The sequence below is a fragment of the Oribacterium sp. FC2011 genome, from assembly GCF_000701645.1.
GTDB lineage: Bacteria > Bacillota > Clostridia > Lachnospirales > Lachnospiraceae > Oribacterium.
On sequence record NZ_JNJM01000012.1, the window covers coordinates 115,660 to 131,619 of the forward strand.

Consider the following 15,960-nt stretch of genomic DNA (forward strand, 5'->3'; position numbering starts at 1 on the left):
GTACGGTGAGTTCATGGTGTTAATACTTCATATCAGCCTTTAAAGTCCTTCTGCAGTACCATGTATTTTCTTTCATAGCCGATAGGATTATAACTTTCTTTTGCTTTTCTGAGTCCCGGAAGCCCCATATCATCCTCCCGGTTTATAAGCTCTGCATCCGGAAACTCATGTATCAGAAACTGCTGGTTTATGACCTGATAAATCCCGGGTATTTCGGAATTACCCTTCTCTATAGCTATGCAGGCCATATTTTCCCTCGGATTTAAAGCTCCCAATGAAAAGGCCTGAAGGTGACCGTCTATAAAGATGCCGCCTGCTCTGAATTCTTTTAGAGAAAAGCATTCCTTCATCATCTCATGGATACCTATAACTTCATATTCCAGAGCATCTCCGGTTTCTTTTTCATCTTCTGTGCGTTTTTCATACCATTTATCAAGAAAATCAAGCAAATCTTCCCTGTCACTGCAGCGGAGTGTCCTGTATTCCCATCTTCCTTCATATTCTTTTAAAAACTTGTTCACAAGATTTTTCTTTTTATGATATTTTTTACCCGAAAGATTTCTGAGATCATCTCCTTTATAGAGATAATCCTTAAGATCAGCTTCCTCTTTCACATAGTAACGCGGATCATCTTTTAAGGCCAATGTCTCTACAGCTTCTTCGTCAGCAAGATACATTTTTAACGGCTTCTTCAAAACCTCGTTAAAATACTTTTCAATGACAGAAAAATAGTATTGAAGATCTTCCTCTTTACAAAAAGGCATGGCCGAAAAGCACTCTCCATCACTTTTCATCAGAATCAGCAACGCTTTATCATCTGCTATAGATACCCGGATATCGTAACTTTCTCTCCATATAAAAGTATCAATTACACCGCTGTCACATGCCTTATTGGGTCTCATATAATAAAAAGGGGCTATTCTTTCAGCATCAGCTGACCTCGGTATAAAAAAATCCAAATTCATTTTAGTCTCCTATGTAAGCGCATGTTTTTCAACCTTTGTTGTCCCTTTTATTAATTCGTAAAGCTCCTGAAAATCCACTTAGTAAAGCGCTGATTTAATCAGTGTTTCCCTGGAAATCACTTCTTGGGATCAGCTCTTCTCCTCCGAAAAACAGCTTTCTGATTCCATCACTGCCTGTTAAAAGGAAGCCTTCCTCCCCTGCTTCTTTCCAGTAAAGATCATTTTCAAAATATCTGTCACCGCTGATCACTGATCCCGGGCTCTTATATGCTTCACGGTCCTCATGGCTGTGGTATTCGTGTTTCAGGAACTCAGAATCTTTGTCTGCATATATTGAAAAATCAAAGGTATGTTCCCGGTCAGGGAAAGTAATGAGGTACCCGTCATTTGTTTTTTGGAATGACAGGTCATTAAAATCACTGTCCCTGCCTTCTATCACCTTTATTTCTCCCTTTTCTTCCTTCTCAACCCAATAGGTTTCCTTCATACGGATACGAATATCCGGTTCATCCACCTTGTGGAAACCGTATCTGTGGTAAACTGCCCGACCGCTGTAAGTAGCTATATCTTCAAAAGAATCCGAAAGGTCAAAATTTTCAAAGAATAATCCGTCTTCTTCCCGCGATTTCACCCAAAAATCCAGATTGTATTTCTCAAGGACAGCTTCATCAGGAACTCTGATGGAACCTCCTATCTCGATCAACTGTCTGTTGTCCTTATTTCGTACAAATTCCTCAAGGATTTTCAGAACATCATCATTGGCGGCCTCCTCCAGCTTCAGGACAAGTTCTCCCGGAAGCCAGACTTCGTTTACAAATGTTTCTCTGTAAACATTTTTTTTGCCCCCTGCCGGGATACGAAATCCGGTGCTCAGTCTGTCTACATTACAGTCTTCACGAAAATCTTCAAGATTCAATATTTCAAAAACGTAATCCTGACACACTTCGTTAAACAGGGTGTTGTCATATGCGATATATACCCCGTCTGATCTTGTATCTACGAGATAGTCCCGGGTTTCACCCTTATCGGAGAATGTTCCCGTAACAAGGTCTGTAAGATAGTGGGGACCGCTGGGGATCATAATTACATATCCTTCGGAAGACAGAACCTGAGATCCCTTCATATGCTGATCCAGCCATTCCTGCATCTGTTTTTTGCCTGTTTCTTCCAGGTTTGTCTTGTCACCTTCCTCATACTGAGGACCGCGGCAGCTGGAAAAACCGCAGGACACAAGGAAGATCACAACTATGAGACCTGCAAAAAACAGTCGTCTTTTATTTCTCATTCTTTGATATAGAAACATTTCTTTCATCTCCGTTTTGATTGAAATCCAACTGCTCCTTATCTGTATTTAAAATCAGTCTTTCAAAATATAAACCGTATTCTTTTTCGATACTTTCTATATTATCAACTGTATAAATCGACAGATCTGTCTCTTCCGGTACATAAACATTCATCCCGACAACGATCAGATCTTTTCGATCTCTGTCTCTGACAAAATCACGTACTTCTCCGTCGGAAAGTACAAGAGAGGCCGGAAGATACCCATGAGTCTCTATATTAGTAAGCCAGAATCCCAGTGCACCTTTTTTCAGTTTATCGTCTGTTTCGGCTCCCGGCTTATGGGCCTCATCAACCATGATCCGGTCTTCCATTCCCATTGAGAGCACGAATGACATATTGCTGTATTCAGACTTATCCATGATTAATTCATCTACTCCGAGACCCTCTTCCACAAGAGCCCGGCATTCATCATAAAACTCCTGTCTCTTTTCCCCTCCCGGGTCAAGATACAGTTCCCCATTCTCTACATTCATGAGGTAATCGTAGGTTTCCCTGCCGTCTGAAAACTCTCCTTCAACAAAACCGGTCAGGAATATGGGACCGCCGGTAAGCTGACAGAAACTGTTTTCCATAGATACAGCCTTTCCATCGGGACAGTTTTTGCCTATCCATTCTTCCATCTTTTCCGCTCCGGTCTTAAGTTCATCCGAAGCTTCTTCTTTTGTATAATGCTCCCTCAGCCCCTTTGTCATGTCCGTGTTGCAGCCTGTAAGCATCAGGCCGGAGACTGTCAATGTAAGAAAACCGGTTATAATTTTTTTAATCCCTGTCATATGAAACAAACTCCCTCCCTTTTTTCGTTAATTTCTTTGTCCGTAAAACGTCGATAAAAATTCAAAGCAATGCCAATGTATTCCTGATTTCTGAGGAATCTAAAGCATATTATTTATATTATTAAAACCTTTACAAGCTACATTTTTTATGTTCTTCCATGTCTCTATCAACTCAGCATTTTCCTCATGCCTGCGGACACAGATCCTGAAGAATCTTCCATCAAGCCCTGAAAAATCGCTGCAGTCTCTTATCAGTATCCCTTTTTCCTTCAATTTGTACTTAAGGTCTTTTGAATTGCACGAAACTTTGAAAAGAATGAAGTTAGCTTCTGAATCGGGATTATATATCCTTTCAGCAAGTCCGTTTCTCAGGATTTCATCTATCAGATATTTCCGTTCTTCTTTTATCATTCGTCTCGTTTCCTTGAGATAATCGCCATCCGAAAGAGCTGCCACACCCGCCATCTGCGCCGGTGTATTAATCTCCCATGGTGACATAGCTTCTCTTATTTTTCTGATCAGATCCGGATTCTCAGTGACCAGATATCCAAGTCTTAGCCCCGGCATACCATATATCTTCGTAAATGCCCGGAGGACGATGAGATGATCATCATCCCTATTCTCGTTCTCATGATCATCAAAACTGCTGTCTGTTAATTCATTTGCTCTTTTCCTGATGTTAGGAATCAACGAATACTCTTCTTCACGGGAACTGAATGGCAGAAAACATTCATCCACTATGAGCCATATAGATTTCTTCTCGCAGACTTCATAAATGCGAAGGAGCATCCGCTTTGGAATCATGCTTCCATCGGGATTATTCGGATTACATAAAAAAACGGCAGACCCTGCTGCCAGGTGCTCTATTCTGTCAATAAAGGCAGCCACTGCATCATCCGTAAAGCGAAAGGAATCCTCTTCCTTTAGAATAAAGTCCAGAACCTTTGCACCGGCTTTTTCCGCCGCTGATCTGTATTCAGAAAATGATGGGTCCGGAACCAGAACCTCTTTTGGCTTCAGCACCATCATAAGTCGATAGATCAGATCCGAAGCCCCGTTGCCAAAAAGTATATCTTCTCCGGGTACATCGAGATATTTCGATAACGCATGTCTAAGCTCCCTCTGCTCCCAATCAGGATAGCCGGTGCTTAGTTCTACACCTATTACGGCAGCTTCCTTTGCGCATTCCGGCATCCCAAGAGGGTTTATATTCACAGAGAAATCCAGCGTAACCTTATTTCCGTATATGTCTCCTCCATGATTGTAATTCAATTAAACAGTCCTCCATCAAAGAATATCGATAAGTCTGTCTACATCTTCATCCTCTGTAGCCCAGCTGGTAACAATACGTAAAACCGTGTGCTTATCATCCGGCTTTTCCCAAAAACCAAGCCCGGCTTTCTCTTTCAGCTCAGATGCCTTTTTATCTTCCAAAGTAACAAAAATCTGATTTGTGGGGGAAGAAATCGGAGAAACATAGCCCTTTTCTTCAAGCGCTTTCCGTATCCTGTCAGCGGCCTTAATAGCAGTCTCTCCTATCCTGCTGTAAAGATCAGAAGTAAATAATGTTTCAAACTGTATCGCCGCAATGCGTCCCTTGGCAAGAAGGGCACCATGCTGTTTTATAATGGTAAAAAGATGAGGTATACGATCATGCTGAGGGATGACTACTGCCTCTCCAAACAAGGCTCCGCACTTGGTGCCACCAATATAAAAAGCGTCACAGAGCTTTGCCAGATCAGGAAGAGTCACATCGTTCTCAGGACACGCCAAAGCATAAGCAAGTCTTGCGCCATCCAGATAAAGCGGAATATCATAAGCCCTGCATATCTCGCTGATATCCTTAAGTTCGCTGAGTGAATATAATGTCCCATACTCCGTTGGGTGTGAAATATAAACCATTCCCGGCATAACGGTATGGTCTCTGTTATCATCTTCCTGATATCGTTTGATGCATTCTTTTATATCTTCCGCTGCAAGCTTTCCGTTATGATGAGGAAGCTCCAGTACCTTATGGCCTCCTGCCTCTATAGCGCCTGCTTCATGTCCGCTTATATGACCGGTTTTTGCCGCCATTACACCCTGATATGGACGAAGCATTGCATCAATCATTGTAGCATTAGCCTGAGTTCCCCCAACAAGAAAATATACATCCGCCTCCGGAGCCTCACAGGCTGCTCTTATTTTATCTCTGGCAGCTTCAGAAAACTCGTCCATACCATATCCTGTGGTTTTCAACAGATTAGTCTCTGTCAGTCTTTTCAATATCTCAGGATGTGCCCCTTCCATATAATCGGATGTAAACGAAAGTTTTTGTTGTGTTTGCATTGTTATCCCATCTTCAATAAACTGATTTTTTGCAAGCTCACCTTCACGTGAAAAGACATTACTCTTTAACTCTTCATCGGAAAGGAACAAATTGTAAAGCATTATCTCAAAAATACGATTTGAGACTCGGACTGTATTATGATCGTTTTTTATAAGCCCATACATCTGCATCTGATCCAATTCATCCTGAAAGGCATTCCAGGTAATTTTAGTGCCTTCCATCAGGATGCTTCGAATTGATGCCCTTAAATTCGGGTAGTTATTTAGATTTTTTGTCAATGACTCAAAAAGCGTATTTTTCTCACTGAGAATAAGTTTTACAGCCTCATCAATTCCTCTTGCGGACCACACTTCATTTAAACTCATACTGCCGGAAATTACAGTATCCAAAAGTTCACATATCCTGCTGACAAGGAATGGATACCCACTTGTATAGTCATGAATTAGTTTTGCAATTTCTGCAGTATCCATCCTCACATGATGGTCTTTCTCATACTCATCTAACATTCCCTTGATTCCGTTCTCTGACAGGCTCATGTCAATATCGAAATCTGATGCTATATTCCATGGACTATTCTGCTTTGCTTCAGACTCTTCGCGTATCTTACTTTTAAGATGTTTTATATCTGTGACCCCTGCAAGGATAACAGAGTGAAATGTCTTTATTCCTATAGTATCTCTGTTTATATAGTTATCCCTAAGCTGTGCCAGAAAATCCAAAAAAACCTGATTATTGGTTGCACTATCCACCTCATCTATGATCATAACAATCTTTCGTTCGGACTCATCGCACCAATCGAGCAATGTATCAAACATTTCATCTAGTTTAGCTTTATCCTCTTTTCTTGCCACATATTCCTCTAATTGTTTTTTGATATTATTGGGAATTAAGAAGCCTGCCTTGCTTCGCCTTATTATCTGGCGACAAAACGCCCTTACAAACTCTTCTTCTGTTTTAAAACCGGCAGCACCGATAGCCGCAAAACTCAAATTTAGAACTTCATACTCTGCTGTTAAATATCTGGAAAGAGCATTAAGAGTTGTAGTTTTTCCATACTGCCTTGCCCTGTTAATGGTAAAATACTTACCTGCATCAACCATCTTCTTTATTTCTTTTACCCTCTCAGAGAGATCCACCATGTAGTGTTTTTCAGGTATACATACTGCACTTGTATTAAATGTCTTCATTTAAACATTGTCCTTTCTACCGCTGCATCAATACAAATCTTATGTAAAATCATATCTTCTCTTTTGATACTGCTCTCGTTCCATATAGATAATTCTTGAAAGCATATAAACCACATAGTCTGGTGGAGTTCTTACTCCCTGCTCCCAATGAGATAATGTCCCAACCGGAATATGAAACTTTTTTGCGAAATCGGCCTGTGACAATCCAGTGATTTTTCTCAATTCTTTAATCAGCATTTGAATCACCATCCTTCAAAAGCTTTGGAATTAATATAAGTCTTCCACGTTTGGTTCTAACCGATTGGAATTCCAATCGGTTAGAATCGGAATTATGAAGTATTTCCTTTAATGTATACCATTGATATAGTATGCACAAGCATTACACATATTACTTTTAATCCGATTATTTTACTTTCATTTTACCTAAAAGAAAATCATATCAGTCCAAATCTCACCATTACCTCTTTAATAATCAAAATCCCTATAACATAAATCATGAATACTGAGAGATACATCACTCTGTTGGCGGTTTCGATATCCTCCGGCTTTATATCATGGAGCCTGTCTCCGATTTCCGGTTTTTTTACAAGCTTTCCGAAGTACCACGCATCACCAAGGAGGGTTACTCCCAGGGCTCCTGCCATAACTGCTTCAGTTTGCCCTGAGTTCGGGCTCGTAGACTTCTTTGCATCACGCATCCAGATTTTGAAGGCATTTTTCCAGTTGAGGTTAAGAAAAGCTGAGGCTATTACCATGAAAAGTGCGGTCACTCTCGCCGGAATAAAATTCAGTATGTCATCAAGTCTGGCTGCCGCGGTACCAAAATATCGATATTTTTCGTTTTTATATCCAATCATGGAGTCCATGGTATTCACTGTCTTATAGAACCAGCCGCCGGCGACTCCGAAAACCATCATGAAAAGGAGCGGCGCTACAACTCCGTCGGAGGCATTTTCAGCCACGGTCTCTACCGCCGCTTTTGTGATTCCGGATTCGTTAAGCTGTTTTGTATCTCTTCCGACGATCATGGAAACTGCTTCCCTGGCACCCTTTAGATCTTTTCTTTGAAGCGCCTTGAACACCTTCATTGATTCTATCTTTAGCTGCTTCATGGCCAGCATCTGGTACGCGAGAAACGCACTTATGGCACAGGAAATGTTTTCCCCGAACATGCGGCTTATGTGGATTATGGTAAGGGGTATCGCTGTAAATACCACCAGCATTATCACTACAAGTATCCCGCCGGCAATGCACTTTTTTTCTTTATCCTCTTCCGCTTCTTCGGAAAGCTTAAACATTTTTCTCAGAATTATTTCCAGACACTCGATGGCTCGTCCCATAGCCATAACCGGATGAAACCAGTTATGGGGATCTCCGAAAACAAGGTCAAGTATCAGTGCCATGATAAGAATTATTATACGTTCGTACATTTTATTTCCCGTCTAAATTATGTTTTATATTTTTCAAGTCATCCTGATGTGTTTTGATAAGGTTATTTCAATCTCTGAGGAATCCCTGCAAGTAACCTGTAAACTCTGTCGGCTCTCTTAGCAAACAAGCAACTGACTCGTCCAGCTGCCTCACGCCATTCCCGTTCATCCTTGTCCATGGGTACAACCCCGGATCCTACTTCGTTCATGATGATGACAAGTTCCCGTGGATTTTGTTCCTTAAACCGGTTCTCAGAATCCATGGATAAATGAACGGCTGTATCAGTACCATCAATTTCCATAGTGGCTGATATTTCATCAAGCCACTTCTCCGCCTCAGAAACCGGATCTTTGCCTTCCTTCAGATTCTCACGAACCTTCTCTTCATAATGTTCTTTCACTTCAGCATCAGGAAACTCGCTTTTACAAAAGTCATGCTTTCCCTGACACATTCCGCCTATGATAAGAATCATATTTTCCTCCACAAACGTCATCTAAGATCCATGATCTTCCAGACTAAGATATTTGAAAACAGAATCAAAAACTCACAATTACACAGAAAATATCCGCAAAGATCCCCTGTGGTTCCTCCAAACTGAGGCACTATCCTGTATCGATATCTAAGAAATGAAATCACTGCAGCTGCCAATGTCACTGCCGGATACGCAAGCTCAATATTCCCAAATATGTAAAACAAAAACATACAAAGAACCGTCACCACAAGCTCTGCCAGAAGCACAGTCTTCACATTCTTATCCGCACTATCTGAAAACTCACTGACCATTCCGTCCTTTTTTGCCTTCGGGAAGCTGACAACACTGAGTCCGCTTAGCTCTCTTGAAATCACAAAACTGAAACACACGGCAATCAGCGCTTCTATGTCTATCTCTGTTGCTAGTGCAAAGGCTCCAAGCATATACATTACCCCAAAGATCACAGCAAAGGCTCCCACATGGGGATCCTTCAATATGGAGAGCTTCTTCTCTCTGTCACCGTAGCTGTGAAGTGCATCCTCTGTATCGAAAAGCCCGTCAAGATGTATGCCTCCTGTCACTGCCACAGGAACCAAAAGCAAAAAAAATGCCGTAATCATGTTATAAGTTTTGATAAATCCAGCCAGCCGCCATATAAAAAGCTCCAAAAATGCAATGACCACCCCGACCAAAGGAAAAAAGCACATGGCATACTTCATGCTCTTTTCATTCCAGTCTGCTTTCGGCATGGGAATCCTTGAATAGGTTGAAAAAGCGATAATAAATGAATCTGTCATTTAGCCGATTCTCCTCTATAAGCTCAACACATAATAAATATGTCGGTGATAAAAAATTAACAAACCGTTTATTTTTAGGTATATTTTTAGGCCATATGAGTTTATTATATATATTATGAAATATAAGTCCAAGTGATGCACTTAGGATTCGTGATCCAAAAATTATTTATATCCCGGTTGTATCAGCCCTTCAATGTACGTTTTTCTGGGTGAAGCAGCCGACTACTAAACAATGTGACATTTTTAAGCAATGGGGAGGTTTATATGGAGTTCAAAGGTATTAAGCACATTGAAGGCGGACAGTTTCTTCACAGGTATGATGTCCTGTATGAAACCGATGATCATAAAGAAATAACTTATGAAATGGCAAGCCGCAATCCACATATCACATCACTGGAAGAGCTTTCCAGCTGGGGAAGTAAAACCGTAAGTATAATCGGTATTTCCCGTGATCATAATCGTATCCTGCTTAACAGGGAGTTCCGCCCGGCTGTTGGTGACTGGGTATATAATTTCCCTTCAGGCCTCATTGATGAAGGCGAGACTCCAACTCAAGCCGCAAAGCGCGAACTGTTGGAAGAAACAGGTCTTCACTTCGTTAAGCGTATAGTCCGTCTGGCAAGCAGCTTCAATGCCATCGGCATTTCCAACGAATCCACTTCCTGCATTATAGCCATCGTTGACGGTGAAATACAGGGAATTGATTCGGACACCGAGGAAATCCATGCAGCATGGTTTAACAAGGAGGAAGTAAAAGAGCTCCTTAAGACCGCAAAGATGTCCGCCAGAGTACAGCTCTTCTGTTTCCTTTGGGTTTACGGAGATCTTTCTCTAAACAAATTCTATGAGTATCAGGATGACTTCGGACCTGGAACAGGTCGCCTGAAATAAGCTATAAAAAAATCTGATCGCACCGGGTGCGCATAATTTATAATGGATACAAGGCCGTTATGAAATCAATTAAAATGCCGGTCAGAAGAGCCCCAACTCTTCTGACCGGCATTTTTTTTATCTGCCCGGGAAAACCTCAAAATCTTTGAAGCTCCTTTTTTATATTGCCCCAAAGCTGTCATAATAGATACAGTTATGATCACATCCACCCATCAGCAGTTTCCTGCAGGATTTCATCCGATAGGTAGCCTCCTCTTCACTTTGATATCTGTTTATTCTCTTTCTGATATATCCGATATTTTCAAAATTATCTTCTTTTCCTGGTATCAGTGCCGCACAGGTATTGACCCAGATGACATTACAATCATCATGTGCACATAAATCCAGGGACAGCTTAAAATCATGGGATCCGGTTGAATATGCCGGAGATATGATCATTGTAAGCATAAATCCTCTCATTATACGTTCCATATACTCATTGGTCAGGAAATCCTTGCATATCATTACAGCAAAGCGACCTATGCCTTCATAATGAAAGATGGTTATCTTATTATTGGGTCTCAGATATTCCCTGTACTCTCCCTGTTTTAACTTATGAAAAAACGGGTTATGTTTACACTGTCTTGTGAGCTCATGACCATATCTGTCCAAAACCGGAGAATAATTCAGTCCATCCACGCTGCAGGATGGCAAAACCATGAGTACAGGAATCTGTTCCAACTGCTCATCATTCAATGTACTCAGTTTATCCCGGATAAAAGTCTCCATCATGGGATTTCCAAGCATCTCGGGGAAAACGATCAGTTCACTCCCGTGTTTCCCTGCTTCCGTGATCTTTTTCCAGACCAGGTCATTATCACTCTTAATTCTGGATTCATTATATTTAATGTCAAAAACCAGATAATCATCTAAACCATGATAATTCAGATCAAAATTGGTTTTTGCGCTGATAGGAGAAGCTGCAACATTAAGCTTTTTGGTTTTATCGAATATGGGAAATGATCCTTTTTTTATAAATACATGCTCTGCTTCTATTCCGGGAATATCCTGAACTACCAGCAGATACCTGAGATAACTGTCTATACGTTTGTACGAAAATGTCTGCCTGTTTTTTCTTGACCATACACAATTCATCTTGGGAAACAGGGATATCCCCGTGGATGCTCTGTTTGTATTGATTTCTGAGGAAACCCTGTTTCCTTCAAGGATTTCACGTTCATCATATAGAAGCACGGAAACAGTTTCATCCAGAGCCTGTAAAAATCTGATGACGGCGTTTTTGTCATTTTCTGCGAATATTTTATCTTTAAAGCTATAGAGTTTATCAACGTACTCAGGACTGAGATCCGGCTCAAAAATCGGAAGATACTTTCCTTTATCGCTTAAACTGAGAAAAGTATCTTTAACGATACGATCATCAATACGCCTTAACTCTTTATCAGAGAGACTTTTGTAGAAGATAAAATGACTTTTACCGACAGACTCCAGATAAGCGCATAGTTCTGCGATAATGTTGTATAGTGATATTCTCTCAGGAACAATCTCCTTCATTTTCACCTCCATGAGTCAGGCAAGCATAGGTTTGATACAAGACTATAGTTGACCCGGAAATCAACTTAAAAATCATTTTCAAGCCCAATCTCTCCTATATATCAGATGCTGACATATTGTTTTAAGGCATTTATTTTACACCAACAGGAATACCTGCCACAACTTCAAAAACTTTATCCGCGTCTTTTGCTATGCTCCGGTTTATTAATGCCAACTCTCTCAGAAATCCCATAGTCTCTTCCGGATACTGATTGCCGTCACAGTATAGCTCATTGGTGACAACTATAAGAGCTTTGACATTAGCAGCAAGTTCTCTGAGAGGCTCAGTGATTTTATGCGGGTGACCATTGGTTTGGTAGCATTCATTGGCATAAAGGTTGGTGAGATCCTCAAGAAGAACTATTGAAGATTTCAAATACCGGCATGAGTCAGATAAGCTGATTGAATCCTGAACTGAATTATCATTTGTATTCTCACTTCCGGACATTTTTATCTCATCCAAAACCTTCGATATCTCAACAGATCGCTCAATGGTAACAAATCCCTTTCCCGCTCTAAGGTTCCGGTGTCTCTCTATCCTCTTTCTCGTTTCTTCATCATCATAAGGAAACATGGTGGCAATGTAAAAAAGACTATCACCATTCTCTGTCAGTGAAAACGCCAGATCTTCTGCATATTCAGATTTTCCCGAACCGGCTCCACCGGTTATCAAATAGTACATTATTTCAGCCTCTCTGTCATGACCACTAAATAACATTATTTCTGCACGATAACATTTTCTATGTTACGGATATAAAATCATATTATCATACCTGATTCGGCATTCCTGAATCATTGGAATCTCCGGTACGCTTCTACCTTTATATCAGAAAAAGTCCCCATACGGTTGAAGGCTTCCACCGCTGAAGAAAGTATCGGCATCAAAAGGACTGCTCCGGAACCTTCTCCCAAGGACATTTCTGCATCGATTATGGCACGAAGTCCCATTTTTTCGAGAGCTTTTCGTGGAAGCTTTTCCTTCGATACATGGGATGCCAATGCATAGTCCGCGACTCTCTCATCAATCATATAGGCGCCGAGGGCTGCTGCGGTTGAGATGATACCGTCAATCACAATTGGAACCTCATATTTAACTCCACCAAGGAACATTCCGGCCATAACGGCTATTTCCATGCCCCCGATCTGAAAGAGGCCTTCCTTAGCCGTTGCTGCCGAAATAACTTTGACTTTTTCCCCGGAAACAACATCTATGGTTTTATTTACCGCTTCATCATTTAACCGATTAAAATCATCTTGTGCGATGTCTTGAAGTCCTGCCTGACCTTCGCGCTCTTTCCCGAGTCTCTCCAGTGCTCTTCTTACCACATCCTGTTTTCTTTTAAGCCCTTCTTCACTGAGTCCGGCTCCGTAACCCACAGCCTCTTCCGCACTGCTTCCCATGAAATAAGCAAGTAATGCTGCCGTTGGTGTGGTATTCCCGATTCCCATTTCTCCTGTACAAATGATCTGATAACCGGCTTCCTTAAGCTCACGAACGATGTCCATACCGAGCTGCAATGCCTTTTCACCGGTTTCATGGCTCATGGCAGGTTCAACTGCTATGTTTCCGCTGCCGTCCTGAAGGCGTCTGTCGTTTACTTTACCCTGGGAAAGTCTTTCTGAATAATGATTTAATTCTGAATCCGATCTATATTCGGAATTTTTTACAGATTCATCTTTATTCTCACCTTCAGTATCCTCAGTTACTCCTTCGCTATATCTCGGTCCTATCATCCCCACATCGATAGTATATACATCAACTCCATTTTTTTCGGCAAAGATGGCAGTTGTAGTCTTCCCCTTTGCAAAGCTGTCTGCCACCTTTCTTGTTACAGAACTGTCGGTCTGAGACACGCCCTCTTTTACGCAGCCATGATCTCCGCAGAGCACCACCAGCGCTTTTTTATCTATAGACGGAGTTAGAGTTCTTTGTATCCCACAAAGCTTTATAACCTGCTTTTCAAGAACGCCGAGACTATCGATAGGCTTAGCTATCCCGTCCCATTTTTTCTGAGCCTCCCGTTCAAAATGATATCTCTCACAACATTTCATAAAACTAAAAATCGCTTTCGGATTACTATAATAGTAAAAATGCGGCCAGCCGCAGGACATAGTTTTTCCATAGAATATTCCTTCATATGAAGCGGAACTTCCGGTTCCTACACTATCATCCTTCTTTTCAAAATTTAAGATGTTTCTCTGCTTTCCGGCTTTTGGCTTTGTCAGCACGAATCCATCCCCGTTATATTCACAATCATATCTGTGGAACTCATGACCCTTAAGAACTGTACCCGCTTCACCAAACAGACCGGCAGCCTTAGTCTCTGCGGAAATATAACCGAAACGGACAAGCCTTTCCTTCTTTTCTGCATCTCCGGTGAATACTCCGCACATATGGTGTTTTTTTTCTGTTTCTGTACTGTTCCTGCCGGCATCTTCATTATCAGCCGTCTTTTTATCAAAAGCTTCCTCTTTAGATACTTTTATCGAATTATTCAGATACATATACCCGCCGCACTCTGCAACAACCGGCAACCCGCTTTTTATGACTGCGGCCAATGATTCTCTCATGGAAGCATTGGCAGAAAGTTCATCCGCATAAAGCTCAGGATATCCGCCTCCGATGATGATTCCATCCAAATCTTCAGGCAGCTTCTCGTCATGTAACGGACTGAAGGTCACTATATCTGCCCCCATATTCTCCAAAAGCTCACGGTTTTCCTGATAGTAAAAATTGAAAGCTTCATCCTCGGCTATTCCAAGCTTTATCTTAGTATTCAGTTTGTACTTTGAATCATCTTCTCTTGAGGTTTGGCTGGTATAGTAAGAAGCCTTAAACTCAGAAATCTTTTCTTCCGTCAGCTTTCCGGATTTCGTTGTCCCGGCAATCTCCAAAAGACCGTCAACATCAACTGTTTTTTCAAGCTGTTCACTGACAGCCTCTATCCAGGAATTGAAATCCTCCATATCCCCCGGCTCGATAAGTCCCAAATGCCGTGACGGAACTCTCTGATTCTTCATTTCAGGCATATAGCCCAGAACTCTAATTTCAGGACAATTATCTTCGATCACTCCCTTCAGCCTATCATAAAACATAGGTGATACTCTGTTGAGAATTAATCCCCTTATTCCAGAATCACCATTAGTAAAATCCAACATCCCCTTGATAAGTGCAGCTATTGAAACACTTGCCCCTTTGCAATCCATTACAAGCACCGTCGGGCAGTCAATGATATTTGCAATCTCCCAAGTGGACCCTTCTGATGAAACTCCACCCAGCCCGTCATAAAAGCCCATGACTCCTTCAATCACAGAAATATCCGCCTTCTCAGTTCTTTCCGCATAAATTCTTCTCAACATTTCCCTTGACACAAAAAAGCTATCAAGATTAGCAGAAGGAACACCAAGCACCTCTCTGTGAAACATCGGATCTATATAATCCGGACCACATTTAAAGCTCTGTACCTTAAACCCTCTTTTTTTCAGCACACTAATAAGACCACACGTCAATGTGGTCTTCCCGGAACTGCTTTTATCTGCTGCAATTACAAAGCTGTGTTTCATATATTCTCCGTTTAAAGAAAAATTTACATTAATTTAATTGTAGATTTCCCCACCCTTTGGTATAACACGTATATACACATTATACCAAAGGAGGTCATTTCACTATGTCACAAGTAACTATCAGGTCTTGGGGAAATAGCCAGGGAATACGCATTCCCAAAGATATTCTGGATAAAATGGGGCTCGCTATATCTGATGTGCTGGATATAGATATATCCAAAGACTCTATAGTACTTCGCAAATCTTTCAAGCACAAAACTTTTGAAGAAAGGCTTGCAGAGTATAATGGAGAAATAACCGTATGCGATTTTGATTGGGGTGAACCTGTTGGAAAGGAGATTTCCGGAAATAAAGGAATAACCGGAACCGTTATCTGTGAACAAATAAAACTCATAGACCCAACAGTTCGAGGTTGCTCAAAAATAGACAATATTCCTTACTCTGACATTATGAACATTTCTGATGCCATCCAAGGCATGTTTGAATATGATTAATGAATCACGAGTTATTAACTCGTGATTCATTATATTAATTTCTTACTCCGTCTTCTTCACCAGGATCTTCACCTCATTCGCCGGCGATTCCCCTTCACGGCAGCTGTATTCTATCTTCTCGGC

At 41.3% G+C, this 15,960-nt stretch carries 14 protein-coding genes and 1 pseudogene; 2 read left to right on the forward strand and 13 right to left on the reverse strand.

Annotation, left to right across the window (positions count from 1 at the left end):
* Window positions 1–32 precede the first annotated feature (32 nt).
* From T357_RS0111215 to T357_RS0111260, 10 genes and pseudogenes are all read right to left on the reverse strand, one after another.
* The gene (locus T357_RS0111215) at window positions 33–965 is read right to left on the reverse strand and encodes a DUF2156 domain-containing protein (RefSeq protein ID WP_031552483.1); all 933 of its coding nucleotides are present in this window, start codon (window positions 963–965) and stop codon (window positions 33–35) included.
* A gap of 94 nt (window positions 966–1,059) precedes the next feature.
* Window positions 1,060–2,268: a hypothetical protein gene (locus T357_RS0111220; protein WP_031552485.1), complete on the reverse strand. Its 1,209-nt coding sequence runs from the start codon at window positions 2,266–2,268 to the stop codon at window positions 1,060–1,062.
* Window positions 2,240–3,082 carry a hypothetical protein gene (locus T357_RS0111225; protein WP_031552487.1) on the reverse strand — a complete coding sequence of 281 codons (843 nt, stop codon included), beginning with the start codon at window positions 3,080–3,082 and terminating at the stop codon, window positions 2,240–2,242. Before T357_RS0111225 ends, T357_RS0111220 begins: the two co-directional genes overlap by 29 nt.
* 99 nt (window positions 3,083–3,181) lie before the next feature.
* Window positions 3,182–4,354, reverse strand: a complete 1,173-nt coding sequence (locus T357_RS0111230; RefSeq protein ID WP_049962392.1) for a pyridoxal phosphate-dependent aminotransferase — start codon at window positions 4,352–4,354, stop codon at window positions 3,182–3,184.
* Between the two features lie 15 nt (window positions 4,355–4,369).
* Complete coding sequence (locus T357_RS22205) at window positions 4,370–5,410, reverse strand: threonine aldolase family protein (RefSeq protein ID WP_031552548.1); 1,041 nt, start codon at window positions 5,408–5,410, stop codon at window positions 4,370–4,372.
* Between the two features lie 165 nt (window positions 5,411–5,575).
* A pseudogene (locus T357_RS22210) lies at window positions 5,576–6,598 on the reverse strand (AAA-like domain-containing protein); the annotation flags it as partial.
* A gap of 39 nt (window positions 6,599–6,637) precedes the next feature.
* Entirely contained in the window at window positions 6,638–6,835 is a 198-nt protein-coding gene (locus T357_RS0111245; protein WP_197027337.1) for a helix-turn-helix domain-containing protein, read from the reverse strand.
* A 197-nt stretch (window positions 6,836–7,032) separates the two neighbouring features.
* A complete protein-coding gene (gene cbiB / locus T357_RS0111250; RefSeq protein WP_031552494.1) occupies window positions 7,033–8,028 on the reverse strand; it encodes an adenosylcobinamide-phosphate synthase CbiB in 996 nt (331 codons plus the stop codon).
* Window positions 8,029–8,090: 62 nt separating this feature from the next.
* The gene (locus tag T357_RS20325) at window positions 8,091–8,501 is read right to left on the reverse strand and encodes a bifunctional adenosylcobinamide kinase/adenosylcobinamide-phosphate guanylyltransferase (protein WP_049962393.1); all 411 of its coding nucleotides are present in this window, start codon (window positions 8,499–8,501) and stop codon (window positions 8,091–8,093) included.
* Window positions 8,502–8,518: 17 nt separating this feature from the next.
* A complete protein-coding gene (locus T357_RS0111260) occupies window positions 8,519–9,298 on the reverse strand; it encodes an adenosylcobinamide-GDP ribazoletransferase (protein WP_031552500.1) in 780 nt (259 codons plus the stop codon).
* Between the two features lie 264 nt (window positions 9,299–9,562).
* Here T357_RS0111260 and T357_RS0111265 point away from each other — a divergent pair, with 264 nt between their 5' ends.
* A complete protein-coding gene (locus T357_RS0111265; protein WP_049962394.1) occupies window positions 9,563–10,189 on the forward strand; it encodes an NUDIX hydrolase in 627 nt (208 codons plus the stop codon).
* Between the two features lie 159 nt (window positions 10,190–10,348).
* On the opposite strand, the gene T357_RS0111270 is transcribed toward T357_RS0111265, so the two are convergent.
* From T357_RS0111270 to T357_RS20330, 3 genes are all read right to left on the reverse strand, one after another.
* On the reverse strand, window positions 10,349–11,740 hold the full coding sequence (locus T357_RS0111270; protein ID WP_031552505.1) for a carbon-nitrogen hydrolase family protein: 1,392 nt from the start codon (window positions 11,738–11,740) through the stop codon (window positions 10,349–10,351).
* Window positions 11,741–11,870: 130 nt separating this feature from the next.
* Window positions 11,871–12,461, reverse strand: coding sequence for a bifunctional adenosylcobinamide kinase/adenosylcobinamide-phosphate guanylyltransferase (locus T357_RS0111275; protein WP_031552508.1), 591 nt, complete (start codon window positions 12,459–12,461; stop codon window positions 11,871–11,873).
* A 110-nt stretch (window positions 12,462–12,571) separates the two neighbouring features.
* Window positions 12,572–15,343: a cobyrinic acid a,c-diamide synthase CobB gene (locus T357_RS20330; protein WP_049962395.1), complete on the reverse strand. Its 2,772-nt coding sequence runs from the start codon at window positions 15,341–15,343 to the stop codon at window positions 12,572–12,574.
* A gap of 104 nt (window positions 15,344–15,447) precedes the next feature.
* Here T357_RS20330 and T357_RS20870 point away from each other — a divergent pair, with 104 nt between their 5' ends.
* Window positions 15,448–15,837 carry an AbrB/MazE/SpoVT family DNA-binding domain-containing protein gene (locus tag T357_RS20870; RefSeq protein ID WP_081828140.1) on the forward strand — a complete coding sequence of 130 codons (390 nt, stop codon included), beginning with the start codon at window positions 15,448–15,450 and terminating at the stop codon, window positions 15,835–15,837.
* Window positions 15,838–15,960 lie beyond the last annotated feature (123 nt).

What these genes read in the sequence shown, in the direction of transcription:
- T357_RS0111215 (WP_031552483.1), bottom strand. Translation starts at nt 965, where the DNA reads ATGAATTTGGATTTTTTTATACCGAGGTCAGCTGATGCTGAAAGAATA.
- T357_RS0111220 (WP_031552485.1), bottom strand. Translation starts at nt 2,268, where the DNA reads ATGTTTCTATATCAAAGAATGAGAAATAAAAGACGACTGTTTTTTGCA.
- T357_RS0111225 (WP_031552487.1), bottom strand. Translation starts at nt 3,082, where the DNA reads ATGACAGGGATTAAAAAAATTATAACCGGTTTTCTTACATTGACAGTC.
- T357_RS22205 (WP_031552548.1), bottom strand. Translation starts at nt 5,410, where the DNA reads ATGCAAACACAACAAAAACTTTCGTTTACATCCGATTATATGGAAGGG.
- T357_RS0111245 (WP_197027337.1), bottom strand. Translation starts at nt 6,835, where the DNA reads ATGCTGATTAAAGAATTGAGAAAAATCACTGGATTGTCACAGGCCGAT.
- cbiB (WP_031552494.1), bottom strand. Translation starts at nt 8,028, where the DNA reads ATGTACGAACGTATAATAATTCTTATCATGGCACTGATACTTGACCTT.
- T357_RS20325 (WP_049962393.1), bottom strand. Translation starts at nt 8,501, where the DNA reads ATGATTCTTATCATAGGCGGAATGTGTCAGGGAAAGCATGACTTTTGT.
- T357_RS0111260 (WP_031552500.1), bottom strand. Translation starts at nt 9,298, where the DNA reads ATGACAGATTCATTTATTATCGCTTTTTCAACCTATTCAAGGATTCCC.
- T357_RS0111265 (WP_049962394.1), top strand. Translation starts at nt 9,563, where the DNA reads ATGGAGTTCAAAGGTATTAAGCACATTGAAGGCGGACAGTTTCTTCAC.
- T357_RS0111270 (WP_031552505.1), bottom strand. Translation starts at nt 11,740, where the DNA reads ATGAAGGAGATTGTTCCTGAGAGAATATCACTATACAACATTATCGCA.
- T357_RS0111275 (WP_031552508.1), bottom strand. Translation starts at nt 12,461, where the DNA reads ATGTACTATTTGATAACCGGTGGAGCCGGTTCGGGAAAATCTGAATAT.
- T357_RS20330 (WP_049962395.1), bottom strand. Translation starts at nt 15,343, where the DNA reads ATGAAACACAGCTTTGTAATTGCAGCAGATAAAAGCAGTTCCGGGAAG.
- T357_RS20870 (WP_081828140.1), top strand. Translation starts at nt 15,448, where the DNA reads ATGTCACAAGTAACTATCAGGTCTTGGGGAAATAGCCAGGGAATACGC.